Source organism: Kitasatospora sp. NPDC101801 (assembly GCF_044766665.1).
In the GTDB taxonomy this organism is placed as follows: Bacteria; Actinomycetota; Actinomycetes; order Streptomycetales; family Streptomycetaceae; genus Kitasatospora.
Genome location: NZ_JBIWML010000002.1, coordinates 413964 through 437631 on the forward strand (window position 1 = coordinate 413964; position 23668 = coordinate 437631).

17 protein-coding genes are annotated in these 23668 nt (G+C 71.1%); 5 read left to right on the top strand and 12 right to left on the bottom strand.

What is annotated here, in order from left to right; genetic code table 11:
• Positions 1-29: 29 nt before the first annotated feature.
• Positions 30-1295, top strand: a complete 1266-nt coding sequence (locus ACIRPK_RS06140; RefSeq protein WP_403033658.1) for a GNAT family N-acetyltransferase — start codon at positions 30-32, stop codon at positions 1293-1295.
• 47 nt (positions 1296-1342) lie between these two features.
• Here ACIRPK_RS06140 and ACIRPK_RS06145 read toward each other — a convergent pair whose 3' ends face one another.
• Positions 1343-1828: a ribose-5-phosphate isomerase gene (locus tag ACIRPK_RS06145; RefSeq protein ID WP_403033659.1), complete on the bottom strand. Its 486-nt coding sequence runs from the start codon at positions 1826-1828 to the stop codon at positions 1343-1345.
• A 50-nt stretch (positions 1829-1878) separates the two neighbouring features.
• Complete coding sequence (locus ACIRPK_RS06150; protein ID WP_403033661.1) at positions 1879-2478, bottom strand: biotin transporter BioY; 600 nt, start codon at positions 2476-2478, stop codon at positions 1879-1881.
• Positions 2479-2746: 268 nt separating this feature from the next.
• Between ACIRPK_RS06150 and ACIRPK_RS06155 the strand changes: the two genes are divergently transcribed.
• Positions 2747-4159 carry an amino acid permease gene (locus tag ACIRPK_RS06155; RefSeq protein ID WP_403033664.1) on the top strand — a complete coding sequence of 471 codons (1413 nt, stop codon included), beginning with the start codon at positions 2747-2749 and terminating at the stop codon, positions 4157-4159.
• A 59-nt stretch (positions 4160-4218) separates the two neighbouring features.
• Here the strand turns inward: ACIRPK_RS06155 and ACIRPK_RS06160 are convergent, their stop codons facing one another.
• Positions 4219-4854: a disulfide bond formation protein DsbA gene (locus tag ACIRPK_RS06160; protein WP_403033667.1), complete on the bottom strand. Its 636-nt coding sequence runs from the start codon at positions 4852-4854 to the stop codon at positions 4219-4221.
• 169 nt (positions 4855-5023) lie between these two features.
• Here ACIRPK_RS06160 and pepN point away from each other — a divergent pair, with 169 nt between their 5' ends.
• Entirely contained in the window at positions 5024-7588 is a 2565-nt protein-coding gene (gene pepN, locus ACIRPK_RS06165; protein WP_403033670.1) for an aminopeptidase N, read from the top strand.
• 60 nt (positions 7589-7648) lie between these two features.
• On the opposite strand, the gene ACIRPK_RS06170 is transcribed toward pepN, so the two are convergent.
• From ACIRPK_RS06170 to acnA, 4 genes are all read right to left on the bottom strand, one after another.
• On the bottom strand, positions 7649-8593 hold the full coding sequence (locus ACIRPK_RS06170) for a carbohydrate ABC transporter permease (RefSeq protein ID WP_057238476.1): 945 nt from the start codon (positions 8591-8593) through the stop codon (positions 7649-7651).
• A 12-nt stretch (positions 8594-8605) separates the two neighbouring features.
• Positions 8606-9538: a carbohydrate ABC transporter permease gene (locus tag ACIRPK_RS06175; RefSeq protein WP_403033673.1), complete on the bottom strand. Its 933-nt coding sequence runs from the start codon at positions 9536-9538 to the stop codon at positions 8606-8608.
• Positions 9539-9620: 82 nt separating this feature from the next.
• Positions 9621-11018 carry an N-acetylglucosamine/diacetylchitobiose ABC transporter substrate-binding protein gene (ngcE, locus tag ACIRPK_RS06180; RefSeq protein WP_403033676.1) on the bottom strand — a complete coding sequence of 466 codons (1398 nt, stop codon included), beginning with the start codon at positions 11016-11018 and terminating at the stop codon, positions 9621-9623.
• Positions 11019-11717: 699 nt separating this feature from the next.
• Entirely contained in the window at positions 11718-14363 is a 2646-nt protein-coding gene (gene acnA / locus ACIRPK_RS06185) for an aconitate hydratase AcnA (protein WP_403033678.1), read from the bottom strand.
• A gap of 393 nt (positions 14364-14756) precedes the next feature.
• Here acnA and ACIRPK_RS06190 point away from each other — a divergent pair, with 393 nt between their 5' ends.
• Positions 14757-15278 (top strand): superoxide dismutase family protein, encoded by a 522-nt coding sequence (locus ACIRPK_RS06190; protein WP_403033681.1) that lies wholly within the window; start codon positions 14757-14759, stop codon positions 15276-15278.
• 75 nt (positions 15279-15353) lie between these two features.
• Here ACIRPK_RS06190 and argF read toward each other — a convergent pair whose 3' ends face one another.
• From argF to ACIRPK_RS06205, 3 genes are all read right to left on the bottom strand, one after another.
• A complete protein-coding gene (argF, locus tag ACIRPK_RS06195) occupies positions 15354-16355 on the bottom strand; it encodes an ornithine carbamoyltransferase (RefSeq protein WP_403033684.1) in 1002 nt (333 codons plus the stop codon).
• Between the two features lie 221 nt (positions 16356-16576).
• Entirely contained in the window at positions 16577-19183 is a 2607-nt protein-coding gene (locus tag ACIRPK_RS06200) for a polynucleotide kinase-phosphatase (RefSeq protein ID WP_403033687.1), read from the bottom strand.
• Positions 19183-20778 carry a 3' terminal RNA ribose 2'-O-methyltransferase Hen1 gene (locus ACIRPK_RS06205; RefSeq protein WP_403033689.1) on the bottom strand — a complete coding sequence of 532 codons (1596 nt, stop codon included), beginning with the start codon at positions 20776-20778 and terminating at the stop codon, positions 19183-19185. Before ACIRPK_RS06205 ends, ACIRPK_RS06200 begins: the two co-directional genes overlap by 1 nt.
• A gap of 149 nt (positions 20779-20927) precedes the next feature.
• Here ACIRPK_RS06205 and dapD point away from each other — a divergent pair, with 149 nt between their 5' ends.
• A complete protein-coding gene (gene dapD / locus ACIRPK_RS06210) occupies positions 20928-21917 on the top strand; it encodes a 2,3,4,5-tetrahydropyridine-2,6-dicarboxylate N-succinyltransferase (protein ID WP_403033691.1) in 990 nt (329 codons plus the stop codon).
• Between the two features lie 340 nt (positions 21918-22257).
• Here the strand turns inward: dapD and ACIRPK_RS06215 are convergent, their stop codons facing one another.
• Complete coding sequence (locus ACIRPK_RS06215; protein ID WP_403033694.1) at positions 22258-23181, bottom strand: DUF6099 family protein; 924 nt, start codon at positions 23179-23181, stop codon at positions 22258-22260.
• Positions 23182-23346: 165 nt separating this feature from the next.
• Entirely contained in the window at positions 23347-23667 is a 321-nt protein-coding gene (locus ACIRPK_RS06220) for a nucleotide pyrophosphohydrolase (RefSeq protein WP_403033696.1), read from the bottom strand.
• Between the last annotated feature and the right edge of the window lies 1 nt (position 23668).

Genomic DNA, 23668 nt, shown 5'->3' on the forward strand with positions numbered 1-23668 from the left:
CGATGCGACTCGGTGATAGCTGTTGGCATATGACCGCTGATGAGACGACAGTTGACGGCCTGACCGTACGTACGCTGACGAGCCGGGAGTGGGAAGGCTGGTACCGGACCCTGGAGGTCGCCTTCGGCGGCCAGGAGGAGCACCCCGAGGAGCGGGCACTCTGGCGGGAGTTGACCGAGCCGGACCGCTCGCTGGGGATCTGGGACGGCGCCGACCCGGTGGCCTGCGCCGGGGCGTTCTCGCTCCGGATGACCGTGCCGGGCGGGGCGGTGGTTCCGGTCGCGGCGGTCACCATGGTCGGGGTGCTGCCGACCCACCGGCGGCGCGGCCTGCTCACCGGGTTGATGCGCCGTCAGCTGACCGGCCTCCGGGACGGCGGTGAGGCGCTCGCGGTGCTGACCGCGTCGGAGTCCGGCATCTACGGCCGGTTCGGCTACGGCCTGGGGAGCTGGCGGATGGCGCTGACCGCGCCGACCGGCCGGGTCCGGGTGCAGGCGCCGGTGGACCGCGAGGTCCGGCTCCGGCTGGCCGACCCGGTGGCGAGCGGCCCGGCCTGCGAGCGGCTGTACGCCGAGCTGGTGCCCGGCCGGCCGGGGATGCTGGAGCGCCGGCCCGGCTGGGAGCAGCTCCCGCTGCTCGACCCGCCCGCCGGCCGGGACGGCTACTCGCCCCGGCAGTGCGTGCTGGCCGAGGACCGGGCGAGCGGCCGGCTGCTCGGCTACGCCAGGTACGCGGTCTCGGTGGACTGGGGCACCGAGGACATCCCGGACGGCACGGTCCGGGTCCGGGACGTCGAGGCGCTCACGCCCGGGGTGTACGCCGCGCTCTGGGACTACCTGCTCAGCCTGGACCTGGTCCGCCGGGTGACCGTCGCCAACCGCCCGGTGGACGACCCGGTGCTGCACCTGGTCGACGACCCGCGCCGGCTGGAGCCCCGGCTGGGCGACGCGCTGCACGTCCGGCTGGTCCGGCTCGACGAGGCGCTGGAGCAGCGCGGGTACGCGACGGCGCTGAACGTGGTGCTGGAGGTGACCGACCCGTTCGCGCCGTGGAACGCCGGGCGCTGGCGGCTGCGCAGCGCCGGCCCGGGCAAGGGGGCGAGCTGCGTCCGCACCGAGGACGCGGCCGATCTCGCGCTGGACGTCCGGGAGTTGGGGGCCGCCTACCTGGGCGGCGTCCGGCTCGCGGCGCTCGGCCGGGCCGGGCTGGTACGGGAGCTGGGCGACGGCGCGCTGGCGGAGGCCGACCGGGCCTTCGCCTCGGACCTCGCGCCCTGGCTGCCGCACGGCTTCTGACGGTCCGGCGGACCGCCGGGGGCCGGGCCCCCGGCGGTCCGGGAGGATCAGACCTGCGGGTGGTGGGCGGGGATCGGCGGGAGCTCGCCGGTGGTCTCGTACTCGGAGAGCATCTCGATCCGGCGGGTGTGCCGCTCCTCGCCGCTGTACGGGGTGTTGAGGAAGATCTCGACGAACCGGGTGGCCTCGGCCTCGGTGTGCATCCGGCCACCGACGCTGATCACGTTGGCGTTGTTGTGCTCGCGGCCGAGCGAGGCGGTCTGCTCGCTCCAGGCCAGCGCCGCCCGGACGCCCTTGACCTTGTTGGCGGCGATCGCCTCGCCGTTGCCGGAGCCGCCGATCACGATGCCCAGCGACTCCGGGTCCGCGGCGGTGCGCTCGGCCGCCCGGAGGCAGAACGGCGGGTAGTCGTCCACCGCGTCGTAGATGTGCGGGCCGCAGTCGACCGGCTCATGGCCGTTCTCCTTCAGCCACTGGACGAGGTGGTTCTTGAGGTCATATCCGGCATGGTCGGAACCCAGGTACACGCGCATGCGCAGATTGTGGCACGCGCGGGCCGCCGGGCCCGGTCGGCGGGTCGGATTCAGGAGGCGCGCCGGACCAGCTTCCAGGCCAGCGGCAGCGCGCCCATCGCCAGCACCAGCTTCAGCGCGTCGCCCACCAGGTAGGGGTAGAGCCCGAGTTCGGCCGCGCGGGCCAGCGGGACGTGCAGCGAGGCGGCCAGGTACGGAACGCCCACGGCGTAGATCGCCAGGGTGCCGAGCAGCATCGCGCCGGCCGTCCGCAGCGGGCTGCGGTCCGCGCCGCGCCGGGCCAGCGCGCCGACCAGGCCGGCCGCCAGTACGAAGCCGATCACGTAGCCGAGGCTGGGCATCGCGAAGCCGGCGCTGCCGTCGGCGAACCAGGGCAGGCCCGCCATCCCGGCCAGCAGGTAGAGGCCGAGCGAGGCGATGCCGCGCCGGGCACCGAGCGCGGTGCCGACCAGCAGGGCCGCGAAGGTCTGGCCGGTGACCGGGACCGGCGAGCCGAGCACCGGCACCGAGAGCTGGGCGGCCAGGCCGGTGACCGCGGCTCCCCCGGCGACCAGGGCGAGCTCGCGGACCTGGGCGCCGAACCGGGATCCGGCCTGCGGGAGCAGGTCGGCGAGGACCGGGGCGGCGGGGGCGGACGTGGCGGTGGCCATGGGCGGGTCTCCTGACGACTCGTTCGGTGATCACTTGTGAACCTATGCCGCCGCCCGGCCCGACGAGGGCGTCGGATCCGACCAAGGGCCGGTGCCCCGGCTTGTCGTGTTCGACCCATTCCGGCCAGAAAGAGTGAGAATGCGATCACTTTCCGTCAGATGACCGTCCGGATGGCGGTCTCCCGACCCTGGACATTGGCATGCCCACCGTTCGTACCGAATAGTGGACGGTCTCTCCCGCTATCCGTACAGAGTCTGGACCCAGCTGATGTCCTCCCCCACTCCCCAGCCGACGCTGGAGCCCGCCGAGCAGCCCGCCGAAGGCGGGCTCACCCACGGTCTGAAGCAGCGTCACCTGTCGATGATCGCGCTCGGTGGCGTGATCGGCGCCGGGCTGTTCGTCGGCTCCGGAGCGGGCATCGCCGCGGCCGGACCGGCCATCGTGCTGGCGTTCGCCGCCTCCGGCCTGCTGGTCATGCTGGTGATGCGGATGCTCGGCGAGATGTCGGCGGCCCGCCCGGCCACCGGCTCCTTCTCGGTGCACGCCGAGAAGGAGATCGGCCCCTGGGCCGGCGTGGCCTCCGGCTGGGTGTTCTGGACCCTGCTCTGCGTGGGGGTGGCCGCCGAGGCGATCGCCGCCGCCGGGATCGTGCACGGCTGGCTGCCCGGGGTGCCCAGCTGGGCCTGGGTCGCGCTGTTCATGACCTTCTTCTGCGGCACCAACCTGGCCGCCGTGAAGAACTTCGGCGAGTTCGAGTTCTGGTTCGCCGCGATCAAGGTGACCGCGATCGCCGCCTTCCTGGTGATCTGCGTGCTGGCGATCCTCGGCCTGCTGCCCGGCGTGCAGGCCCCCGGCACCGGCAACCTGACCGGCCAGGGCGGCTTCCTCCCGAACGGGGTCAGCGGGCTGGTCACCGGGCTGCTCGCCTCGGTCTTCGCCTACGGCGGCCTGGAGACGGTGACCATCGCCGCCGCCGAGTCCGAGAACCCCCGGCGCAGCGTGGCCATCGCCGTGCGCACCGCGATGTGGCGGATCGCGCTGTTCTACGTCGGCTCGATGGCCGTGATCGTCACGCTGGTCCCGTGGAACGACCCCGAGGTGGTCAGCAGCGGCCCGTACGTCGCGGTGCTGGACGCCATCGGCATCCCGAACGCCGCGCAGCTGATGAACGTGGTGGTGCTGATCGCGCTGCTCTCCGCGATGAACGCCAACATCTACGGCTCCTCGCGGATGGCGTACTCACTGGTCCAGCGCGGCCAGGGGCCGCGGGTGCTGGCCAGGGTCAGCGGCGGGGTGCCGCGGGTCGCGGTGCTGGCCTCCTCGGCCTTCGGCTTCTTCGCGGTGCTGCTCAGCTTCAAGTGGCCCGACACGGTGTTCGCCTGGCTGCTCAACATGGTCGGCGCGGCGGTGCTGGTGGTCTGGGGCTTCATCGCGGTGTCCCAGCTGCGGATGCGGCGGCGGCTGGAGCGGGAGGCGCCCGAGCTGCTCGGCGTCCGGATGTGGGCCTTCCCCTACCTGACCTGGGTGGCGCTGGCGGGCATCGTCACGGTGCTCGGGCTGATGACGCTGGATCACGACAACCGGGTCCAGCTCTACTTCACCGCGGCGCTCACCCTGGCACTCTCGCTGGCCGGCCGGCTCAAGCAGCGCCGGGACGCCGAGGCGGCGACCGACGCCTGACCCCCGATCAGCCCGAAGGCCCCGGCCCGCCGACGCGGACCGGGGCCTTCGGCGTGCCGTCACTCGAAGGACGGGCCCGCGGTACGGGTGCGCTTGATCTCGTAGAAGCCGGGGGTGCCGGCCACCAGCAGGGTGCCGTCCCACAGCCGGGCGGCGGCCTCGCCGCGCGGGGTCGGGGTGACCACCGGGCCGAAGAAGGCGACCCGGTCGCCGTCCGGACCGTCCACCGCGATCACCGGGGTGCCGACGTCCTCGCCGACCAGGGTGATGCCCTCGGCGTGCGAGGCGCGCAGTGCCTCGTCGTACTCGGTGGAGTCGGCCGCGTCGGCCAGCTCGACCGGCAGGCCGGCCGCGACCAAGGCCGCCTCGATGGTGGCCCGCTCGTTCGGCAGACCCTGGTTGTGGAAGCGGGTGCCGAGCTCGGTGTAGAGCGGGCCGAGCACCTTCTCGCCGTGCGCCTGGGCGGCCGCGATCAGCACCCGGACCGGGCCCCAGCCCTTGGCGACGAAGTCCTTGTACTGCGGCGGCAGGTCCTCGCGGTGCTCGTTCAGCACCGACAGGCTCATCACGTGCCAGCGGGTCTGCACCGGGCGGAGCTGCTCCACCTCCAGCATCCAACGGGACGTCATCCAGGCCCACGGGCAGGCCGGGTCGAACCAGAAGTCGGCGATCTTCTTGGAGTCTGCGGTCGTCACTGACGGCGTCCTTCGGTCGGTAGGGGCGGTTCCACCCTGGGCAACAGCGCTGGGGCCCCGCTGATTCCGACCTGACCTGTGCAATGGCACCGCGCGGCACACGTGAAAGGATGCGCCTGGGAGGACCTCCCGACAGAGACCGAGCGATCCGGACAAAGGAGAACCGCCCGTGCCGGGCAAGAACCTGAGCCGCGAGGAAGCCCAGCACCGGGCCGCCATCCTCTCGGTGGACAGCTACCGCGTCCACCTCGACCTGACCTCGGCCGTCGACCCGACGGCCGCCACCTTCCGGTCGACCACCACGATCGCCTTCCGCTCCGCCGAGGCCGGGGCGGCGAGCTTCGCCGACCTGCTCGCGCCGCGGGTCCGGACCGTGACCCTGAACGGGCGCGACCTGGACCCGGCCGAGGTGTTCGACGGCACCCGGGTGCAGCTGGCCGACCTGGCCGAGCAGAACCTGCTGGTGGTCGAGGCCGACTGCGCCTACAGCCGGACCGGCGAGGGCCTGCACCGCTTCGTCGACCCGGTGGACGGCGAGACCTACCTCTACACCCACTTCGAACCGGCCGACTCCCGGCGGGTGTTCACCAACTTCGAGCAGCCCGACCTGAAGGCTCCGTTCACCTTCACGGTGACCGCGCCGGCGGCCTGGGACGTGTACGCCAACGGCGTGCACACCGCAGTCACCGCGGAGGGCACCGCCCGGATCTGGGAGTTCGCGCCGACCCAGCCGATCGCCACCTACCTGACCGCCGTGGTGGCCGGGCCGTACCACGTCGAACGCGACCACTACAGCCGCGCGCTGCCCGACGGCTCGACGCTGGAGATCCCGCTCGCGGCGACCTGCCGCAAGTCGCTGTCGAAGCACTTCGACGCCGACGAGATCTTCACCGTCACCAAGCAGGGCCTGGACTTCTTCCACGCCGAGTTCGACTACCCGTACCCCTTCGGCAAGTACGACCAGTGCTTCGTCCCGGAGTACAACATCGGCGCGATGGAGAACCCCGGCTGCGTGACCTTCCGGGAGGAGTTCGTCTTCCGCTCGAAGGTCACCGAGGCGGCGTACGAGGGCCGGGCGAACGTCATCCTGCACGAGATGGCGCACATGTGGTTCGGCGACCTGGTCACCATGAAGTGGTGGGACGACCTCTGGCTGAAGGAGTCCTTCGCCGACTTCATGGGCTCGTACGCGCTGATCGGCGCGGGCACCAAGTACAAGGCCGCCTGGATCACCTTCGCCAACCGGCGCAAGGCGTGGGCGTACCGGCAGGACCAGTTCCCCACCACCCACCCGATCACGGCCGACATCCGTGACCTGGAGGACGCCAAGCTCAACTTCGACGGCATCACCTACGCCAAGGGCGCCTCGGTGCTCAAGCAGCTGGTGGCGTACGTCGGCGCGGAGGCGTTCTTCGAGGGCGCCCGCACCTACTTCAAGCAGCACGCCTTCGGCAACACCGTGCTCGGCGACCTGCTCGGCGCGCTGGAGCAGACCAGCGGACGGGACCTCAGCTCCTGGGCCGCCGCCTGGCTGCAGACCTCCGGGGTCAACGCGCTCACCCCGCAGCTCACCGTGGACGCCGAGGGCCGGATCACCGAGCTGGCCGTGCTCCAGGACGGCGCCACGCTCCGGCCGCACCGGATCGCGATCGGCTTCTACGAGCGGGACAGCGACGGCGCGCTGGTGCGCACCGAACGGGTCGAGCTGGACGTGGACGGCGCCCGCACCGTGGTGCCCGAGCTGGCCGGCAAGCCGCGCCCGGCGCTGGTGCTGCTGAACGACGACGACCTGACGTACTGCAAGATCCGGTTCGACGACCACTCGCTGGAGACGCTGCGCGAGGGCCTCGGCGAGATCGACGAGCCGCTGTCCCGCGCGCTGGCCTGGTCCGCCGCCTGGAACCTGACCCGGGACGGCCTGATGCCGACCCGGGACTACCTCGCCCTGGTGGACCGGTTCGCCGGCCCCGAGTCGGACATCGGGGTGCTGCAGTCGCTGCACCAGCAGGCCAAGGGTGCCCTCGACCTGTACTCCGCGCCGGAGCACCGGGCAGCGGGCGCACGGCAGTTGGCGGGCTGCGCACTGCGCGAGCTGCGGGCTGCCGAGCCGGGCAGCGACCACCAGCTGGCCTGGGCCAGGTTCCTGGCACTGACCGCCGACCAGCCCGAGCAGCTCCAGCTGGTCGAAGGTCTGCTGGCCGGCACCGCGAAGGTCGACGGCCTGGCGGTCGACCAGGAGCTGCGCTGGGCACTGCGGCTCTCGCTGGCCTCGGCCGGCCGGACCACCCCCGAGGAGCTGCGGACCGAGCTGGAGCTGGACAACACCGCGAGCGGTCGCCAGTACCTGACGCAGACGCTGGCCGCGCTGCCCACCCCCGGGGCCAAGGCCACCGCCTGGGCCGCCGTGCTGGACTCCGACGAGCTGCCGAACGCGCTGGTGGAGGCCCAGATCGCGGGCTTCGCCCAGCCCGGCCAGCGGGAGCTGACCGCCGGGTACGCCGACACCTACTTCGAGGTCATCGAGTCGGTCTGGGCCCAGCGCTCGATCGAGATCGCGATGCGGATCGTCGGCGGCTTCTTCCCCCGGTTCCAGACCGACCCGGCCACCCTGGCCGCGGCCGACGCCTGGCTGGCGGAGCACCCGGGCGCCGCCCCGGCGCTGCGCCGCCTGGTGCTGGAGTGCCGGGACGACCTGGACCGCGCGCTGCGCGCGCAGGCGGTCGACCGGGGCTGAACGCACTGACGGGGCCGCCCACTTGTCCACGTGGGCGGCCCCGTCGGCAGTTGACTGCGGTTACTTCAGGGTGGCCGAGGTGAGACCCGACTGCACCTGGCGCTGGAAGGACAGGTACACCACCAGCACCGGCAGCATCGCGATGGTCATACCCGCGAACAGCGCCGGGGCGTCGCTCTTGTAGCCGGACTGCAGGGCGAGGTTGACCAGGCCCTGGGCCAGCATCGAGTGGTCCGCCTCGCCGGCCGAGGTCGGCTGCATCAGGGTGACCGGCAGGATGTACTGGTTCCACTGCCCCAGCACGTTGAAGATGCCGACGCTGATCAGGCCGGGCTTGGCCATCGGCACCATCACCTGGAAGAACGCCCGCGCGTGCGAGCAGCCGTCCAGCATGGCCGCCTCGTGGATCGCGGTCGGCAGCGTGCGGAAGAACGAGTGCAGGAAGAACACGGTGAACGGCAGCGAGTACGCCGTGTACACCAGGATCAGGCCGCCGTAGCTGTTCAGGCCCAGGTACGGGCTGATCTCGCCGAGGTTGCGGACCATGAAGAAGAGCGGGACGAGCGCGAGGTAGACGGGGAACATCGCGCCCGCGACGAACAGGAAGTAGATCGACCGGTTGCCCTTGAACTCGTAGCGGGCCAGCACGTAGGCCGCCATCGCGCCGAGCAGCATGGTCAGGGTGAGCGAACCCGCCAGCACGATCAGGGTGTTGGCGAAGAAGCCGCCGATGCCCTTCTCCCAGGCGCTGCCGAAGTTCTTGAAGCTCCAGGAGGTCGGCCAGCTCCAGGCGCTGGTGTTGATCTGGGTGTCGGTCTTGAACGAACCGAGCACCACCCAGGCCAGCGGGAACAGGATCAGCAGGGCCCAGATGGCCAGGAAGCCGTGCGAGAACACGTTCAGCACCCCGCCGCCGTCGGCGAAGCGCGCCTCCTTGGCCGGCGGCCGGGGCTTGACGGAGCGTTGGGCCGGAACGGTCGTGGTCTTGTCGATGCTGGTACTCATGCCATGCCCCGCTCAGTACTCGATGCGCTCGCGCCGGGTGACCCGCAGCGAGACGACGGACAGGATGAGGGTGAAGAAGAAGATCACAACACCCATCGCGCAGGCGTAGCCCGCCTCACCGAAGGCGAGGAAGTTGCGCATCAGGTACGTCGACATCAACTCGCTGTGGTGGTCCGGGCCACCGCCGTAGGTGCGGCCCGGGGTCATGCTGGCGACCAGTGCGAAGGCGTCCATCGCCACGATGGCGAGGTAGACCCAGGCGGTCTGGATGGTCTCCCAGAGCAGCGGCAGGGTGATCTTGAAGAAGGTCTGGCCGCGCTTGGCGCCGTCCAGCAGCGCCGCCTCGTAGATGTCCTTCGGGATCGACTGCATGGCCGCCGAGAACAGCACCAGGTAGAACCCGACGCCGCCCCAGATCAGGACGCCCATGATGCACCAGAGCACCAGGTTCGGGTCGTTCAGCCACTCGACCGGGTGCTGCGGGTCGCCCAGGCCGAGCTTGAGCAGCGCGCCGTTGGCCAGACCCGCGCCGTCGCTGCGGTACACCGCCTGCCAGAGCACCGCCAGGATGGCGATAGACAGGACCTGCGGGAAGAAGAAGACCACCTTGTAGAAGGCGGCACCCGCGACGCCCTGGACACCGCCGGTCCCGCCCTTGCCACCCACGTTGAGCATGAAGGCGAAGAACAGCGCGATCAGGATGGTGGCGATCGGGAGCACCGCGAGCAGGAGCAGGTTGTGCCAGAGCGCGCCGAGGAAGACCTCGTCACCGAGGAGCTTGGTGTAGTTGTCCAGGCCGACGAAGTTCATCTCCTGGCTCTGCCCCGACCAGTCGGTCAGGGAGTATCCGAAGGTCTGCGCGTAGGGCCAGAGCACCAGGCCCACGTACAGCACGATCGGAAGAAAGAGGAACCCCACGATGAAGGGGTACTTGCCGTGACGCATGGTCACTTCTCCTGTCCGTCAGGCGTTGACGCACCGGGGGACTGGTGCGGGAGCCCCCCGGTGCGCTGTGTCACGTCGCCGGTCAGGCGGTCTTGTTCTTGGTGGCCGACTCCTTGGCGCGCTTGATCCACTCCGCCGGAGTGATGCGCTTGGCCAGCAGCTCACCGGAGGCGTTCTGCAGGTCCTCGTCGAACTTGCTCGCGGTGTTCGGGTACTGGAAGTTGAAGACGTTGGCGCCCGCGTCCTTCAGTGCCACCACGGTGGACTTGGTGCCCGGCTTCAGCTGGACGTCCGGACCGACACCGTCCTTGAGGCAGGTGAGGCTGTTGGCGGCCTGGGCGAACTTGCCCGACGCCTCCTTGGTCAGCATCATCCGGAGGAACTCCAGGCCGCCGGCCACGTTCTTGGCCTTGGCCGGCACCACGAACGGCTCGCCGGAGCCGGCCCGGATGGCCTCGAACGGAAGCTTGTCGCCGGGGAGCGACGGCATCGGCAGGAAGGTCATCTCGAAGTCGGCCGGGGTGGAGGAGAGCTGCTCGTTCTCCAGCCAGGAGCCGGACGGGATGAAGACCGCCTTGTACTGGTTCCACGCGGTCTGCGACTCGGTGTGGGTCATGCCGTTGGTGCCGGGCAGCAGGAAGTCCTTCTCCACCACCTGGAAGAACGCCTCGACGGCGGTCTTCACGGCCGGGTCGTCCCACGCGGTCGGGTCGAGCTTGTCGATCCGGGCCATCAGGTCGAGGCCGCCCTGCTTGGCGATCATGTCCAGGATGGCGACGTTGATGTAGTACGGGTACTTGCCCTGGTGGGCGAGCGGGGCGATGCCCTTGGCCTTGGCCTTCTCACAGATGGTGATGAAGTCGGCCCAGGTCTTCGGCGCGGTCCAGCCGTTGTCCTTGAAGAGCTTGTTGGAGTACCACAGGCCCCACATGGTGTACGCGTACGACAGGTTGTAGACCTTGCCGTCGATGGTGCCGGACTCGATGGTGCCGGGCATCAGGACGTCACGGACCTTCTTCGACGGGTCGTCGATGTACGGCGCGTCCAGCAGCGGGGCCAGGTCGACCAGGCTCTTGTCCTTGGCCAGGACGTCGAGCTTGATCTGCTTGTTGCCCGAGTCGTCGATGACGTCCGGCGGGGAGCCGGCGTTGAAGCGCGGCTGCAGCTTGCCGGTGATGTCCTTGTCGGCCTGCTGGTCGACCTTGGCGTCCGGGTAGGTCTTGGCATAGACCGCGGCGAACGCGGCCAGGTAGTCCTTGCCGTAGCCGCCGTCGAAGATGAAGACCTCAAGACCCTTCTTGGCGTCCACGCCGAACGGGTTCTTGGCGTCCTTCAGGTTGTACTCGCCGGCCTTCTTGCCATCGCTGCTGCTGCCACCGGCACAGGCGGCGAGCAGCGAGCCGCTGCCGGCCGCGAGCACGGTGATGGCCGCGGCCCGCTTGAAGATGTCACGGCGGTTGTACTCGGTTGCAGAGCCCATGAGTGCCCTAACCCCTCGGTGTCCAGAAGATGCGTACAGGTACTGACGGATCGTCAATTCCTGCCAGTGAGGCGCGCCCAGCGGCCAAGGGGCCGGTCAGAGGCGGTTTCTGTGATGGGCAAAGGTATAGTCCACTGTTCATCTGGCAGCAATAGCCGGACCGCCCGATGCGGCCCCTGGGGGCCAAAGCGTTGTCGGCGATGCAGCATGTGCAATGTGCAGGAGGCCTGCATATTTGCCCGTCCGGCCCGTCGATGGAGGAGAATCTAGCGCGGTTGTGTTCGTTTGAACATAGAAACGCGCAGCTTCGCGCATCACAGAACAGTGACGCACGAAGCCGCGCGCAGCGAATCGACTGTTGGGAACCTGTCAGAACTTGCGGCGCTTGTCGAGCGCCCTCACCAGGGTGCCGCTGCCGTCGTCGTTGTCGAGGGCCCAGAGCATGACCCCGCCGAGCCCACCGAGGCGGCGGTAACGCGGCTCTGTGGCTCAGCACCTCGGGGTGTCGAAGGTGTGCGGGGTGGTGCCGCCGTACGTCCGGCCGGCTCCGCGCAGCCAGTCGGTGTGCACCGTGCAGGGCAGGTCCCGCGAACAGGTCGGCCTGGTGGGCGGTCGACCCGGTGCCCTCCCAGGGGCCGTGCAGGAACGCACGAGGGGCCCGGACTGCATCGCTGCGGTCCGGGCCCCTCACTGCTCGCCTCAGCCGATCAGGCTGCGCAGCACGTACTGCAGGATGCCGCCGTTGCGGTAGTAGTCCGCCTCACCGGGGGTGTCGATCCGGACCACCGCGTCGAAGCTGACGTCGCCCGCGGTGACCTTGACGGTCTTCGGGGTGCGACCCTCGTTGAGCTCGGTCACGCCGGTGAAGGAGAAGGTCTCCTCACCGGTGAGGCCCAGCGACTCGGCGGTCTGGCCCTCCGGGAACTGGAGCGGCAGGACACCCATGCCGATCAGGTTCGAGCGGTGGATGCGCTCGTAGGACTCGGCGATGACGGCCTTGACGCCGAGCAGCGCGGTGCCTTTGGCCGCCCAGTCACGGGACGAGCCCGAGCCGTACTCCTTGCCCGCCAGGACGACCAGCGGGATGCCGGCGGCCTGGTAGTTCTGCGAGGCGTCGTAGATGAACGACACCGGCGCGTCGGGCTGGGTGAAGTCGCGGGTGTAGCCGCCCTCGGTGCCCTCGGCGATCTGGTTCCGCAGCCGGATGTTGGCGAAGGTGCCGCGGATCATCACCTCGTGGTTGCCACGGCGCGAGCCGTACGAGTTGAAGTCGCGCTTCTCCACACCGTTCTCGGTGAGGTACTGCGCGGCCGGGGTGCCCGGCTTGATGTTGCCGGCCGGGGAGATGTGGTCGGTGGTGACCGAGTCGCCCAGCTTGGCCAGCACGCGGGCGCCGGCGATGTCGTTCACCGGGCTCGGGGTCTTGGCCATGCCCTCGAAGTACGGGGGCTTCCGGACGTAGGTGGACTCGGCGTCCCACTCGAAGGTGTTGCCGGTCGGGATCGGGAGCGACTGCCAGCGGTGGTCACCGGCGAAGACGTCCTGGTAGCCCTTGTCGAACATCGCCTCGTCGATCGAGCTCGCGACGGTGTCGGCGACCTCCTTCTCGGAGGGCCAGATGTCGGCGAGGAAGACGTCGTTGCCGTCCTGGTCCTGGCCGAGCGCGTCCCGGGTGATGTCGATGTTCATGTTGCCCGCGAGCGCGTAGGCGACCACCAGCGGCGGGGAGGCCAGGTAGTTCATCTTGACGTCGGGGTTGATCCGGCCCTCGAAGTTGCGGTTGCCGGAGAGCACCGAGACGACCGCGAGGTCGGCCTCGTTGACGGCCGCCGAGACCTCCTCGGGCAGCGGGCCCGAGTTGCCGATGCAGGTGACGCAGCCGTAGCCCACCAGGTTGAAGCCGAGCTTCTCCATGTAGGGGACGAGGCCGGCCTTCTCGTAGTAGTCCATGACGACCTTGGACCCGGGGGCCAGGGTGGTCTTGACCCAGGGCTTGACGCGCAGGCCCTTCTCCACGGCCTTCTTCGCCAGCAGGGCGGCGCCCAGCATGACGGAGGGGTTGGAGGTGTTGGTGCAGGAGGTGATCGAGGCGATCACGACCGCGCCGTTGTCGATCTGGTACTGGCCGCCGTCGGGAGCGGTCACCGTGGTCGGCTTCGACGCCTCGGCGGAGTACGCGGGCAGCACCTCGGCGAACTTCTCGGCCGCCTCGGCCAGGATGACCCGGTCCTGCGGACGCTTCGGGCCGGAGATCGACGGGACGACGGTGGAGACGTCCAGCTCGAGGTACTCGGAGTAGACCGGCTCGACCGACGGGTCGTGCCAGAGGCCCTGCTCCTTGGCGTACGCCTCGACCAGGGCGAGCTGCTGCTCGGAACGGCCGGTCAGCTTCAGGTAGCTGATCGTCTCGGCGTCGATCGGGAAGATCGCGCAGGTGGAGCCGAACTCCGGCGACATGTTGCCGATGGTGGCGCGGTTCGCCAGCGGGATGGCGGTGACGCCGGCGCCGTAGAACTCGACGAACTTGCCGACCACACCGTGCTTGCGCAGCATCTCGGTGATGGTGAGCACCAGGTCGGTGGCGGTGGTGCCGGCCGGCAGCTCGCCGCTCAGCTTGAAGCCGACCACGCGCGGGATCAGCATGGAGACCGGCTGGCCGAGCATCGCGGCCTCGGCCTCGATGCCGCCGACGCCCCAGCCCAGCACGCCCAGGCCGTTGACCATGGTGGTGTGCGAGTCGGTGCCGACGCAGGTGTCGGGGTACGCCTGGCCGTTGCGGACCATGACGGTGCGGGCCAGGTGCTCGATGTTGACCTGGTGCACGATGCCGGTGCCCGGCGGGACGACCTTGAACTCGTCGAACGCGGTCTGGCCCCAGCGCAGGAACTGGTAGCGCTCCTTGTTACGGCCGTACTCGATCTCGACGTTCTGGGTGAACGCGTCCTGGGTGCCGAACTTGTCGGCGATGACGGAGTGGTCGATGACCAGCTCGGCCGGCGCCAGCGGGTTGATCTTCGCCGGGTCGCCGCCCAGCTCCTTCACGGCCTCGCGCATGGTGGCCAGGTCGACCACGCAGGGGACACCGGTGAAGTCCTGCATGATCACGCGGGCGGGGGTGAACTGGATCTCCTCGCTCGGCTGGGCGTTCTCGTCCCAGTTGCCCAGCGCCCGGATGTGGTCGGCGGTGATGTTCGCGCCGTCCTCGGTGCGGAGCAGGTTCTCCAGCAGCACCTTGAGGCTGTACGGCAGCCGCTCGGAACCCTCGACGGCGGAGAGCTTGAAGATCTCGTACGACTCGTCGCCCACCTGCAGCGAGCTGCGGGCGTCGAAGCTGTTCGCGGACACGACTGACTCCTTTTGGATCCACCCGGTGGTAAGGTGACCCTAAGTTGGGCCTACCCGAGCTCCGGTGGGGGCGTACGCCTCTCGGCAAGTATCTTGACGTCAAGATAAATCATAGCGTGGAGTTATCTCGATGTCGAGATAAACCATAGTGCATGCCCGGGTGCGCACCGCGTCAGGCTGGCCCCTGTCCGACGGTCCGGCCGGGACACCTCTCCAAACTTCCGCCCCCACTGCTGTCGCGCAAGTTCGCCGCTCCTCCGGCCCCGGTCGGGCGGGCTCACCGGGCGGCCTCGCGGCGGACGCCCCGTACGGGTGACTTCCGGGGGCGGAGCGCGCTCCGGGGCGGCCGGAGCTGGCAGTTTGGGGCAGGACCCCCTCCGGAAAGGCCCGCTCATGTACGCCGTCCCCGTCCTGGCGCTCGCCCTGCTGCAGCCGCTCCTCCCGCCGGTCCAGACGGTGGAGGCCACCTTCGACCGGACGGACGGCATCGCGCCCGCCACCGCCGTCAGCTTCGACCCGGAGGCCGTGCCGTACGGCGCGACCGCCCGGATCGTGGTGCACCGGACGCCGGGGCGGACCACCGTCGCCATGACGGTGGACGGGCTGACGCCCGATCACCACTACCCGGCGCACGTGCACACCCGGGGCTGCGGCACCGTCCCGGCCGACGCGGGACCGCACTACCAGGACCGGCCGGACCCGGTGCAGCCCTCCACCGACCCTGCCTACGCCAACGACCGGAACGAGCTCTGGCTGACCCTGCGCACCGACGCGACCGGCCACGCCTCCGCGAGCAGCACGGTGGAGTGGGAGTTCCGGGACGGCGGGGCCGGGTCGGTGGTGCTGCACGCCGGGCCGGACGACCACGGGCACGCGCCGGCGCAGCGGGTGGGCTGCGTCAACGTGGACTTCTGAGCCTCGGCGCCTGCGGTTCCCACCGCTCCTGCTCCTCCCGCCGCTCCGGTCGCTCCTGCCGTTCCCGACGGGCCGTCAGGAGCCGAGCGTCGCCACCAGGACCGCCTTGATGGTGTGCAGGCGGTTCTCGGACTGGTCGAAGACCACCGAGTGGGCGGACTCGAAGACCTCGTCGGTGACCTCCAGCTCGCTGAGGCCGGTGGCCTCGAAGATCTGACGGCCGACCTCGGTGCCGAGGTCGTGGAAGGCCGGCAGGCAGTGCAGGAACTTCACGTTCGGGTTGCCGGTGGCCCGGATCGTCTCCATCGAGACCTGGTACGGCTTCAGCAGCGCGATCCGCTCCGCCCAGACCTCCTTGGGCTCGCCCATCGAGACCCAGACGTCGGTGTAGAGGAAGTCGGCCCCGGCGACGCCGTCGGCGACGTCCTCGGTGAGGGTGATCCGGGCGCCGCTGACCTCGGCCAGCGCCTGGGCCGCCTTCTGCACCTCAGGGGCGGGCCAGAGCTGCTGCGGCGCGACGATCCGGATGTCCATCCCCAGCAGCGCACCGGTGACCAGCAGTGAGTTGCCCATGTTGTAGCGGGCGTCGCCGAGGTACACCAGGGCCGTCCGCTCCAGCGGCTCGGTGCCGTGCTCGACGATGGTGAGGATGTCGGCCAGTGCCTGGGTGGGGTGCCACTCGTCGGTGAGCCCGTTCCACACCGGGACGCCGGCGTGTGTGGCCAGCTCCTCCACCAGCACCTGGCCGTGGCCCCGGTACTGGATGCCGTCGAACATCCGGCCGAGCACCCGGGCGGTGTCCTTGATGGACTCCTTGTGACCGAGCTGCGAGCCGGACGGATCCAGGTAGGTGGTGCTGGCACCCTGGTCGTGGGCGGCCACCTCGAAGGCGCAGCGGGTCCGGGTGGAGGTCTTCTCGAAGATCAGCGCGATGTTCTTGCCGGTCAGCCGGGGCTGCTCGGTCCCCGCGTACTTGGCGGCCTTGAGCTGGGCGGACAGCTCCAGCAGGAAGCGGAACTCCTGCGCGGTGAAGTCCAGCTCCTTGAGGAAGTGCCGGTTCCGGAGGTTGAAGGCCATGCCGGGCTCCTGGATTGCGGGGACAATGAGACGGGAAGTGTATACGACTTCCAGAATTCTTATGCAACAGGAGGTGAGCGTGGCGGGCCACCCGTCGGAGTGGGTGGCCCGCCACGGCCGGCCCCGGCACCGGCGGGCCGGGGGCGGAGTGAGTCGGCCCCGGGTCGGTTCAGGGTCGGCGCAGGGGTCGGAGCCGGGTCGGAGTCGGGTCGGAGTCGGGCTCAGAGCCGGGGGTCGACCGGCTCCGACTCCAGCGCGAGGACGGCGAAGACCGCCTCGTGCACCCGCCAGAGCGGCTCGGACCCGGCCAGCCGGTCCAGCGCCTCCAGGCCGAGCGCGTACTCGCGCAGGGCGAGCGAACGCTTGTGCCCGAGCGAGCGCTGCCGCAGCTCGGCGAGGTGCTCGGTGTAGTCCGGACCGTAGATGATCCGCAGGTACTCCCGGCCCCGGACCTTCACGCCGGGCTGGACCAGGCCGCCCCGGCCGCCGGCACCGCCGCGGACCAGCGCGGCCAGCGGCTTGACCACCATGCCCTCACCACCCGCCGCGGTCAGCTCCTCCCACCAGGCGACTCCGGCCGCGACCGAGTCCGGGTCGGAGGTGTCGACCAGCAGCCGCCCCGTCCGCCGCAGGATCGGCGCCGCCGGGTCGTCGGCCGCCACCAGCCGGTCGATCCAGCCGAGGTGCTGGTCGTGCGAACGGACCGCGAGGTTGGCCCCCTCGGCCGCCAGCACCTGGAACGGGGCCAGCCGAAGACCCGTCAGCCCTTCGGTGGGCCAGCAGTAGCGTCGGTAGGCGACGGTGAACGCCGCCGCGTCCGCCGACCGCTGCTGCTGACGCCCGATCAGCTCGTCCACCGGCAGGCCGCGGGCCGCGCCGAGCCGCAGCGCGGCGAGCGCCTCCGGCAGCGCGGCACCGGCCGCCGCACCGACCGCCGCGTACTGCCGGCGCAGCAGCTCGACCGCCTTGAGCGACCAGGGCATCAGCTCCGCGTCCAGCAGCAGCCAGTCGGTGCCCAGCTCCTCGAACAGTCCTGCCCGCTCGGCCGCGGCCCGGAGCCGCTCCAGCACGGCGTCGGTGAGCTCCTGGCCGTTCAGGAAGGCCCGGCCCGTCCTGGTCCAGATCGCGCCCGGGCCGGCCAGGCCGAACCGGCGCTGCAGCGCTGCTTCGCTGCGCGCGACCAGCACCACCGCGCGGGAGCCCATGTGCTTCTCCTCGCAGACGACCTGCTGGACCCCGTCGTTGCGGTAGCCCAGGAACGCCTCCTCCGGGTGCTCCAGGAAGCCGTCCCGGCGCGAGGTGGCGACCGGTGCCATGGTCGGCGGCAGGTAGGCGAGCAGGCGTGGGTCGAGGGCGAACCGGCTCATCACCTCCAGTGCGGCGGCCGCGTTCTCCTCCCGGATCGAGACCCGGCCGTGCTGAGCGGTCTCCACGATCCGGCGGCCCGCGACGTCCTGCAGGTCGAGCGGCCGGCCCTCCCGGCCGCCCGGCGCATCGGTGTGCATCGGCCGGACCGGGGCGTACCACTCCTGCTCGGCCTCGACCGTGACCAGCTCGCGCTCCGGGTAACGGAGCGCGGTCAGGCTGCCGCCGAAGACACAACCGGTGTCCAGGCAGATGGTGTTGTTGACGAAGCTCGCGGTCGGCACCGGGGTGTGGCCGTAGACCACCAGGGCCCGGCCCCGGTACTCCTCCGCCCACGGGTAACGGACCGGCAGGCCGTACTCGTCGGTCTCGCCGGTGGTGTCGCCGTAGAGCGCGTGCGAGCGGACCCGGCCGGAGTTGCGGCCGTGGTACTTCTCCGGCAGACCGGCGTGACAGACCACCAGGTTGCCGCCGTCCAGCAGGTAGTGGCTGACCAGGCCGCGCATGAACGCCCGGACCCGGTCCCGGAACTCCTCGCTCTCCTCGGCCAGCTGGTCGATGCTCTCCTGCAGGCCGTGCGAGACGGTGACCTTGCGGCCGTCCATCCAGCGGCCGAGCTTGTTCTCGTGGTTGCCGGGCACGCAGATCGCGTGGCCCGCCTCGACCATGCCCATCACCAGGCGCAGCACGCCCGGGCTGTCCGGGCCGCGGTCGACCAGGTCACCGACGAAGACCGCGGTACGGCCCTCGGGGTGCACCGCGTCGACCGGGCGGCCCTGCCCGTCCCTGGCCAGGGTGTAGCCGAGGGTGCCGAGCAGGGTCTCCAGCTCGGACCGGCAGCCGTGGATGTCACCGACGATGTCGAACGGGCCGGTGAGCTCGCGCAGGTCGTTGTAGCGCTTCTCGGTGACCACCTCGGCGGAGTCGACCTCGGCGACGCCGCGCAGGACGTGCACCTTGCGGAAGCCCTCGCGCTCCAGCCCGCGCAGCGAGCGGCGCAGCTCGCGCTGCTGACGGGGGATCACGTGGGCGGCGAACTGGCGGTCCGCACGGGCTCTGTTCCGCTCGGCGCAGACCTCCGGCGGGAGGTCGAGCACGATCGCGATCGGCAGCACGTCGTGCTCGCGGGCCAGCTTGACGAGCTGCTTGCGGCTCTCCGGCTGGACGTTGGTGGCGTCCACCACGGTGCGCCGGCCGGCCGCGAGGCGCTTGCCGACGATGTAGTGGAGCACGTCGAAGGCATCGGCCGAGGCCGACTGGTCGTTCTCGTCGTCGGCCACCAGGCCACGGCAGAAGTCCGAGGAGACCACCTCGGTGGGACGGAAGTGCCGACGGGCGAAGGTGGACTTGCCGGAGCCGCTGGTGCCGACCAGGACGACCAGCGAGACGTCGGTGACGGGAAGGGAGCGGGTGGACGGGTGCTCGGCCGGGGTGCCGGCATCGGTGTCGGTGTCGTCGGTCATCAGGCTGCGCTCCCTTCGGTGGTGACGGTCGGTGCGGTGGCTGCGGCGGTGGCTGTAGGGGTGGCTTCGGAGGTGCGGCGGAACAGGGCGAGCTGGGTCGGCGCGCCGACCTGCTCGTCGAGCGGGCCGACCGGACGGACGGTCACGGCGTAGCCGTAGTCGGCCGCGATCCGCTCGGCCCAGGCCAGGAACTCCGCCCTGGTCCACTCGAAGCGGTGGTCGCTGTGCCGGACGTGGCCCGCCGGGAGGGTCTCCCAGCGGACGTTGTACTCGACGTTGGGGGTGGTCACGACCACGGCGCCCGGGCGCGCCGCGCCGAACACCGCGTACTCCAGTGCGGGCAGCCGGGGCAGGTCGAGGTGCTCGATCACCTCGGAGAGCACCGCGGCGTCGTAGCCCTTGAGCCGGTCGTCGGTGTAGGTGAGCGCGCCCTGGACCAGCCGGACCCGGGCCGCCTGACGCTCCGACATCCGGTCCAGCCGCAGCTTGCGGGCGGCGACGGTGAGCGCGCGGGAGGACACGTCCACCCCGAGCACCTCGGTGACCCGGATGTCCTTCAGCAGAGCCTCCACCAACTCGCCCTGGCCGCAGCCGAGATCGAGCACCCGGGCGGCGCCGACCTCGGTCAGCGCGGCCAGGATCGCCTCCCGGCGGCGGACGCCCAGGCTGACCGGCTTCGGATCCTCCCCGGCATCGGTGGCAGCAGAGGTCGCGGTGGTGGTCCCGGCCTCGGCCGGTGCGCCCGTGGCTTCGGACGCGTGCTCGGCGGAGTCGTCGACGGCGTTGTCCACCTCCTCGGCCTCCCGGTCGTCGGCCTCGGCGAGCCGGGCCAGCTCCAGCCGCTCCAGGGCCGTCCTGGTCAGCGACCAGCGCCGGGCCAGGTACCGACGGGTGATCAGCGCCAGTTCGGGGTGCGTCCCGAGCCAGCCCTCACCGGCGGCCAACAGCTTGTCCACCTCGTCGGGCGCGACCCAGTAGTGCTTGGCACCGTCCAGCACCGGCAGCAGCACGTAGAGCTGCTGCAGGGCGTCGGCCAGCCGGAGCTCGGCGGCCAGCTCCACCCGGACGTAGCGCGAGTCGCCCCATTCGGGGAAGGTCTCGTCCAGCGGGATCGCGGTGGCCTCGACCTGCCAGCCCAGTGGCTCGAACAGCCGCCGCACCATGGCCGGGCCGCCCTCCTCACCCGCGCCGTTGGCGGGCACGGCGGGGAGCAGGATCCGCAGCGGGCGGGCCTGCTCGGCCAGACCGGGACGCTGCTCGCAGTCACCCTTCATCGCCGTCCGGAACACCGTCCGGAGTGCGACCGCGAGCAACGAGGAGGCCGCGTAGGGGCGGTCGTTGACGTACTGCGCGAGCGCGAAGTCGGGTGAGCCCCCGCGACCCTTGCCCCGGCCCTTACGGACCAGTGCGATCGGGTCGATGTCCAGCAGCATCGCCGCCGTGCACGACTCGGTGCCGGTCTCCGGATAGAAGACGTGGGCGACACCGTGCGAGGTGGAGAAGCGCTGCACCTTGTCGGGGTGCTTGTGGAGCAGAAAGCCCAGGTCGGAAGCCGGGCGTTCAGCCGTGCCTGTGGTGGAGATCGAGATGAACACCTGTCCGAGTATCGTCGACGACCGATCCGGGGAACACCGGGTTTTCCCCGAGGTGGGAGGGCATCCGGGCGCCGTTCGGAGGGCCGGGCCGCTGTCCGCACGGTGAGCGTGTTCGTCAGCCCGGGCGGAGATTCGTTAACGTGCTCGATGTGACTGCTGATACCTCCTCCCTCGCAAGTGGTGCCGTGGCCGTCGGCCTGGCGACCATCGCCGCCGACGGCACCGTCCTCGACACCTGGTACCCGGCCCCGGAGCTGGCCGCCGCCCCCGGCCCGGCCGGCACCGTCCGGCTGACCGCCGAGGAGGTCGACGCGGCGCTCGGCGCGGGCGCCGCCGAGGCGCTGCGCTCCGACGACCGCCGGGGCGTCGAGGTGGTCGCGGTGCGCACCACCATCGCCTCGCTGGACGAGAAGCCGCTCGACGCGCACGACGCCTACCTGCGTCTGCACCTGCTGAGCCACCGCCTGGTCCAACCGCACGGCCAGAACCTGGACGGCCTCTTCGGTCTGCTCGCCAACGTCGCCTGGACCTCGATCGGCCCGGTGCCGGTGGACCAGGTCGAGCGGGCCCGGCTCGCCGTTCGCGCCCAGGGCGGGCAGCTCGCCGTGTACGGGATCGACAAGTTTCCCCGGATGACCGACTACGTCGCGCCGACCGGTGTCCGGATCGCGCACGCGGACCGCGTCCGGCTCGGGGCGCACCTGGCCGTCGGCACCACCGTGATGCACGAGGGCTTCGTCAACTTCAACGCGGGCACCCTGGGCACCTCGATGGTCGAGGGCCGGATCAGCGCGGGCGTCGTGGTCGGCGACCACAGCGACATCGGTGGCGGCGCCTCGATCATGGGCACCCTCTCCGGTGGCGGCAAGCAGGTCGTCTCGGTCGGCGAGCGCTGCCTGCTCGGCGCCAACGCCGGCATCGGCATCTCGCTGGGCAGCGACTGCGTGGTGGAGGCCGGTCTGTACGTGACGGCCGGCACCCGGGTCACCACCCCGGACGGGAAGATCGCCAAGGCGGTGGAGCTGTCCGGCCAGGACAACCTGCTGTTCCGCCGCAACTCGCAGACCGGCGCCGTCGAGGTCATCGCGCGGTCCGGCTCGTGGGGCGGCCTCAACGCGGAGCTGCACGCTCACAACTGATCTCCCGTCAGCAGTGGTGGGTGAACGACTGACAGCCGAACCGGCAGAACTCCGCCGGTAGGGCTACGGAGGCGCGGGGCCGGGCGGCCGGGGCCCGCGCCTCCTGCATGTCCGGCCAGCCCGCCGGTCCTGGTGCGACAGCCCAGGCGGTCGGCTCGCGTCGGCCGGGCCGTCTAGCCCAGTGGTCGGGCGCGCCGCAAACCGGGATCACCCCTGAGGCTGACCGAGGGCGGGTGTTGGACCGCTACGAGTGGTCTGTGGTGACCGGGTGTCAGCCGAGGTCGTTGGACCGCCGGGGCCGCTTGCCCGAGCGGCGGCTCCGCCACCGACGCCCGTCGGTTCACACCGCACTACCGAGCTGGAGGGGTCCGCTCATGTCCGAGCCCTGGTCCGAGGCACCCGTTACACCGCAGCAGGACGCGCCCGCCCCGCCGGCCTCCCCCGGCACTCTGCTGGAGCAGATGCAGCGCATGCTCGCCGACCTGAACGCCAACCTTGCGGGGCTGGACGCCGATCTGCAGTCCTCGGCCGGACGCACCGGCGAGCAGCGCGACGCGGACGGCCGCTCCACCGAATCCGCCGGCCGGGGCTGACCGCCCCGCACCGAGGCCGGCGGCCCCAGCGGTACGACCAAGGTCGGCACCCCCTGGCTCTCCGCCGGTCCGGCACCGGCCGCCGCCGACCGGCCCGCTCCTGGCGCGGCCTCCGGCTCCGTAGCACCGGCCTGACCGGCGGACGCCGCCTCGGCCGCCTCAGCCATCTCGGCCACCTCGGCCGCCTCCCGACGGAGCGTCCGGAGCAGCTCGACCACCACGTCCTTGCACTCCGAGCCCGCGTCCACGCCGTCGATGCAGCGCCAGTACAGGCTCTCCCCGTCCGCCCCGCAGGCCAGCACCACCAGGGCCTCGGCCATGTCGTGCAGCAGCAGGCCGAGCTCGGTCAGCACCGGCTCCAGCTCGCCGAGCTCGTCCAGCCGGGAGGCGCGGCCGATGCCGCCCCAGTCGGACCGGTGCCACTCCGCCTCCGCCGTCTCCTGCGGACTCTCGGCCGGGCCGGGCTCCTCCAGACAGCTGACCGCGTGCGCGCCCGCGTCGCAGAGCAGCTGCCCGAGGGCGGCCAGCTCCCCGCTCTCCCGCTCGGCGATCCCGGCCCCGACGGCCTCGGTGAGCAGACCCGCCTGCCAGGCCTCCACCAGTGCGTCCGGCACGCTCCGGGCCTCCGCCAGGGCGTGCCGGGCCGTCTTGATCAATCGCAGCGCGTCCATGCCTCGCCGCTCCCCTCGCTCGCGTACGACCGTCGCGCCGTCGTCGCCGACGGTGCGTCACGCGGCAAGACTGCGGCGGGCCCGGGCGGTACGGGCGGAACAGGCGGGAGCTGTGGACAACCCACCCCCTGTGGACAACTGCCGTCACCCACACGAGGGACAGGCTCAGAGCGGGAAGCGGATCTCGTTGCGTTCGATCTTGGCGGCCAACGCGGCCGCCGGGTCCACCCCGACCGCCGTGCAGAACTGGAGCAGGTACGCCAGCACGTCGGCCACCTCGTCCCGGACCCGGTGCGCCTGATCCGGGTCGGCCATCACCGTGGCCGCCTGTTCGGGAGTCAGCCACTGGAAGATCTCCAGCAGTTCGCCCGCCTCGACGCTGAGCGCGGCCGCCAGGTTCTTCGGTGTGTGGAAGGGCTCCCAGCCCCGGGCCGCCGCGAAGTCGGTCAGCCGCTGCTGGAGTTCGTCGATGCTCTTGTCGGTCACG

Coding starts and splice junctions, on each gene's coding strand:
- ngcE (WP_403033676.1), bottom strand. CDS start 11,018: ATGGGCTCTGCAACCGAGTACAACCGCCGTGACATCTTCAAGCGGGCC.
- ACIRPK_RS06140 (WP_403033658.1), top strand. CDS start 30: ATGACCGCTGATGAGACGACAGTTGACGGCCTGACCGTACGTACGCTG.
- ACIRPK_RS06215 (WP_403033694.1), bottom strand. CDS start 23,181: ATGGACGCGCTGCGATTGATCAAGACGGCCCGGCACGCCCTGGCGGAG.
- ACIRPK_RS06150 (WP_403033661.1), bottom strand. CDS start 2,478: ATGGCCACCGCCACGTCCGCCCCCGCCGCCCCGGTCCTCGCCGACCTG.
- ACIRPK_RS06175 (WP_403033673.1), bottom strand. CDS start 9,538: ATGCGTCACGGCAAGTACCCCTTCATCGTGGGGTTCCTCTTTCTTCCG.
- ACIRPK_RS06155 (WP_403033664.1), top strand. CDS start 2,747: ATGTCCTCCCCCACTCCCCAGCCGACGCTGGAGCCCGCCGAGCAGCCC.
- argF (WP_403033684.1), bottom strand. CDS start 16,355: ATGGCCTTCAACCTCCGGAACCGGCACTTCCTCAAGGAGCTGGACTTC.
- ACIRPK_RS06190 (WP_403033681.1), top strand. CDS start 14,757: ATGTACGCCGTCCCCGTCCTGGCGCTCGCCCTGCTGCAGCCGCTCCTC.
- ACIRPK_RS06170 (WP_057238476.1), bottom strand. CDS start 8,593: ATGAGTACCAGCATCGACAAGACCACGACCGTTCCGGCCCAACGCTCC.
- ACIRPK_RS06200 (WP_403033687.1), bottom strand. CDS start 19,183: ATGACCGACGACACCGACACCGATGCCGGCACCCCGGCCGAGCACCCG.
- ACIRPK_RS06145 (WP_403033659.1), bottom strand. CDS start 1,828: ATGCGCGTGTACCTGGGTTCCGACCATGCCGGATATGACCTCAAGAAC.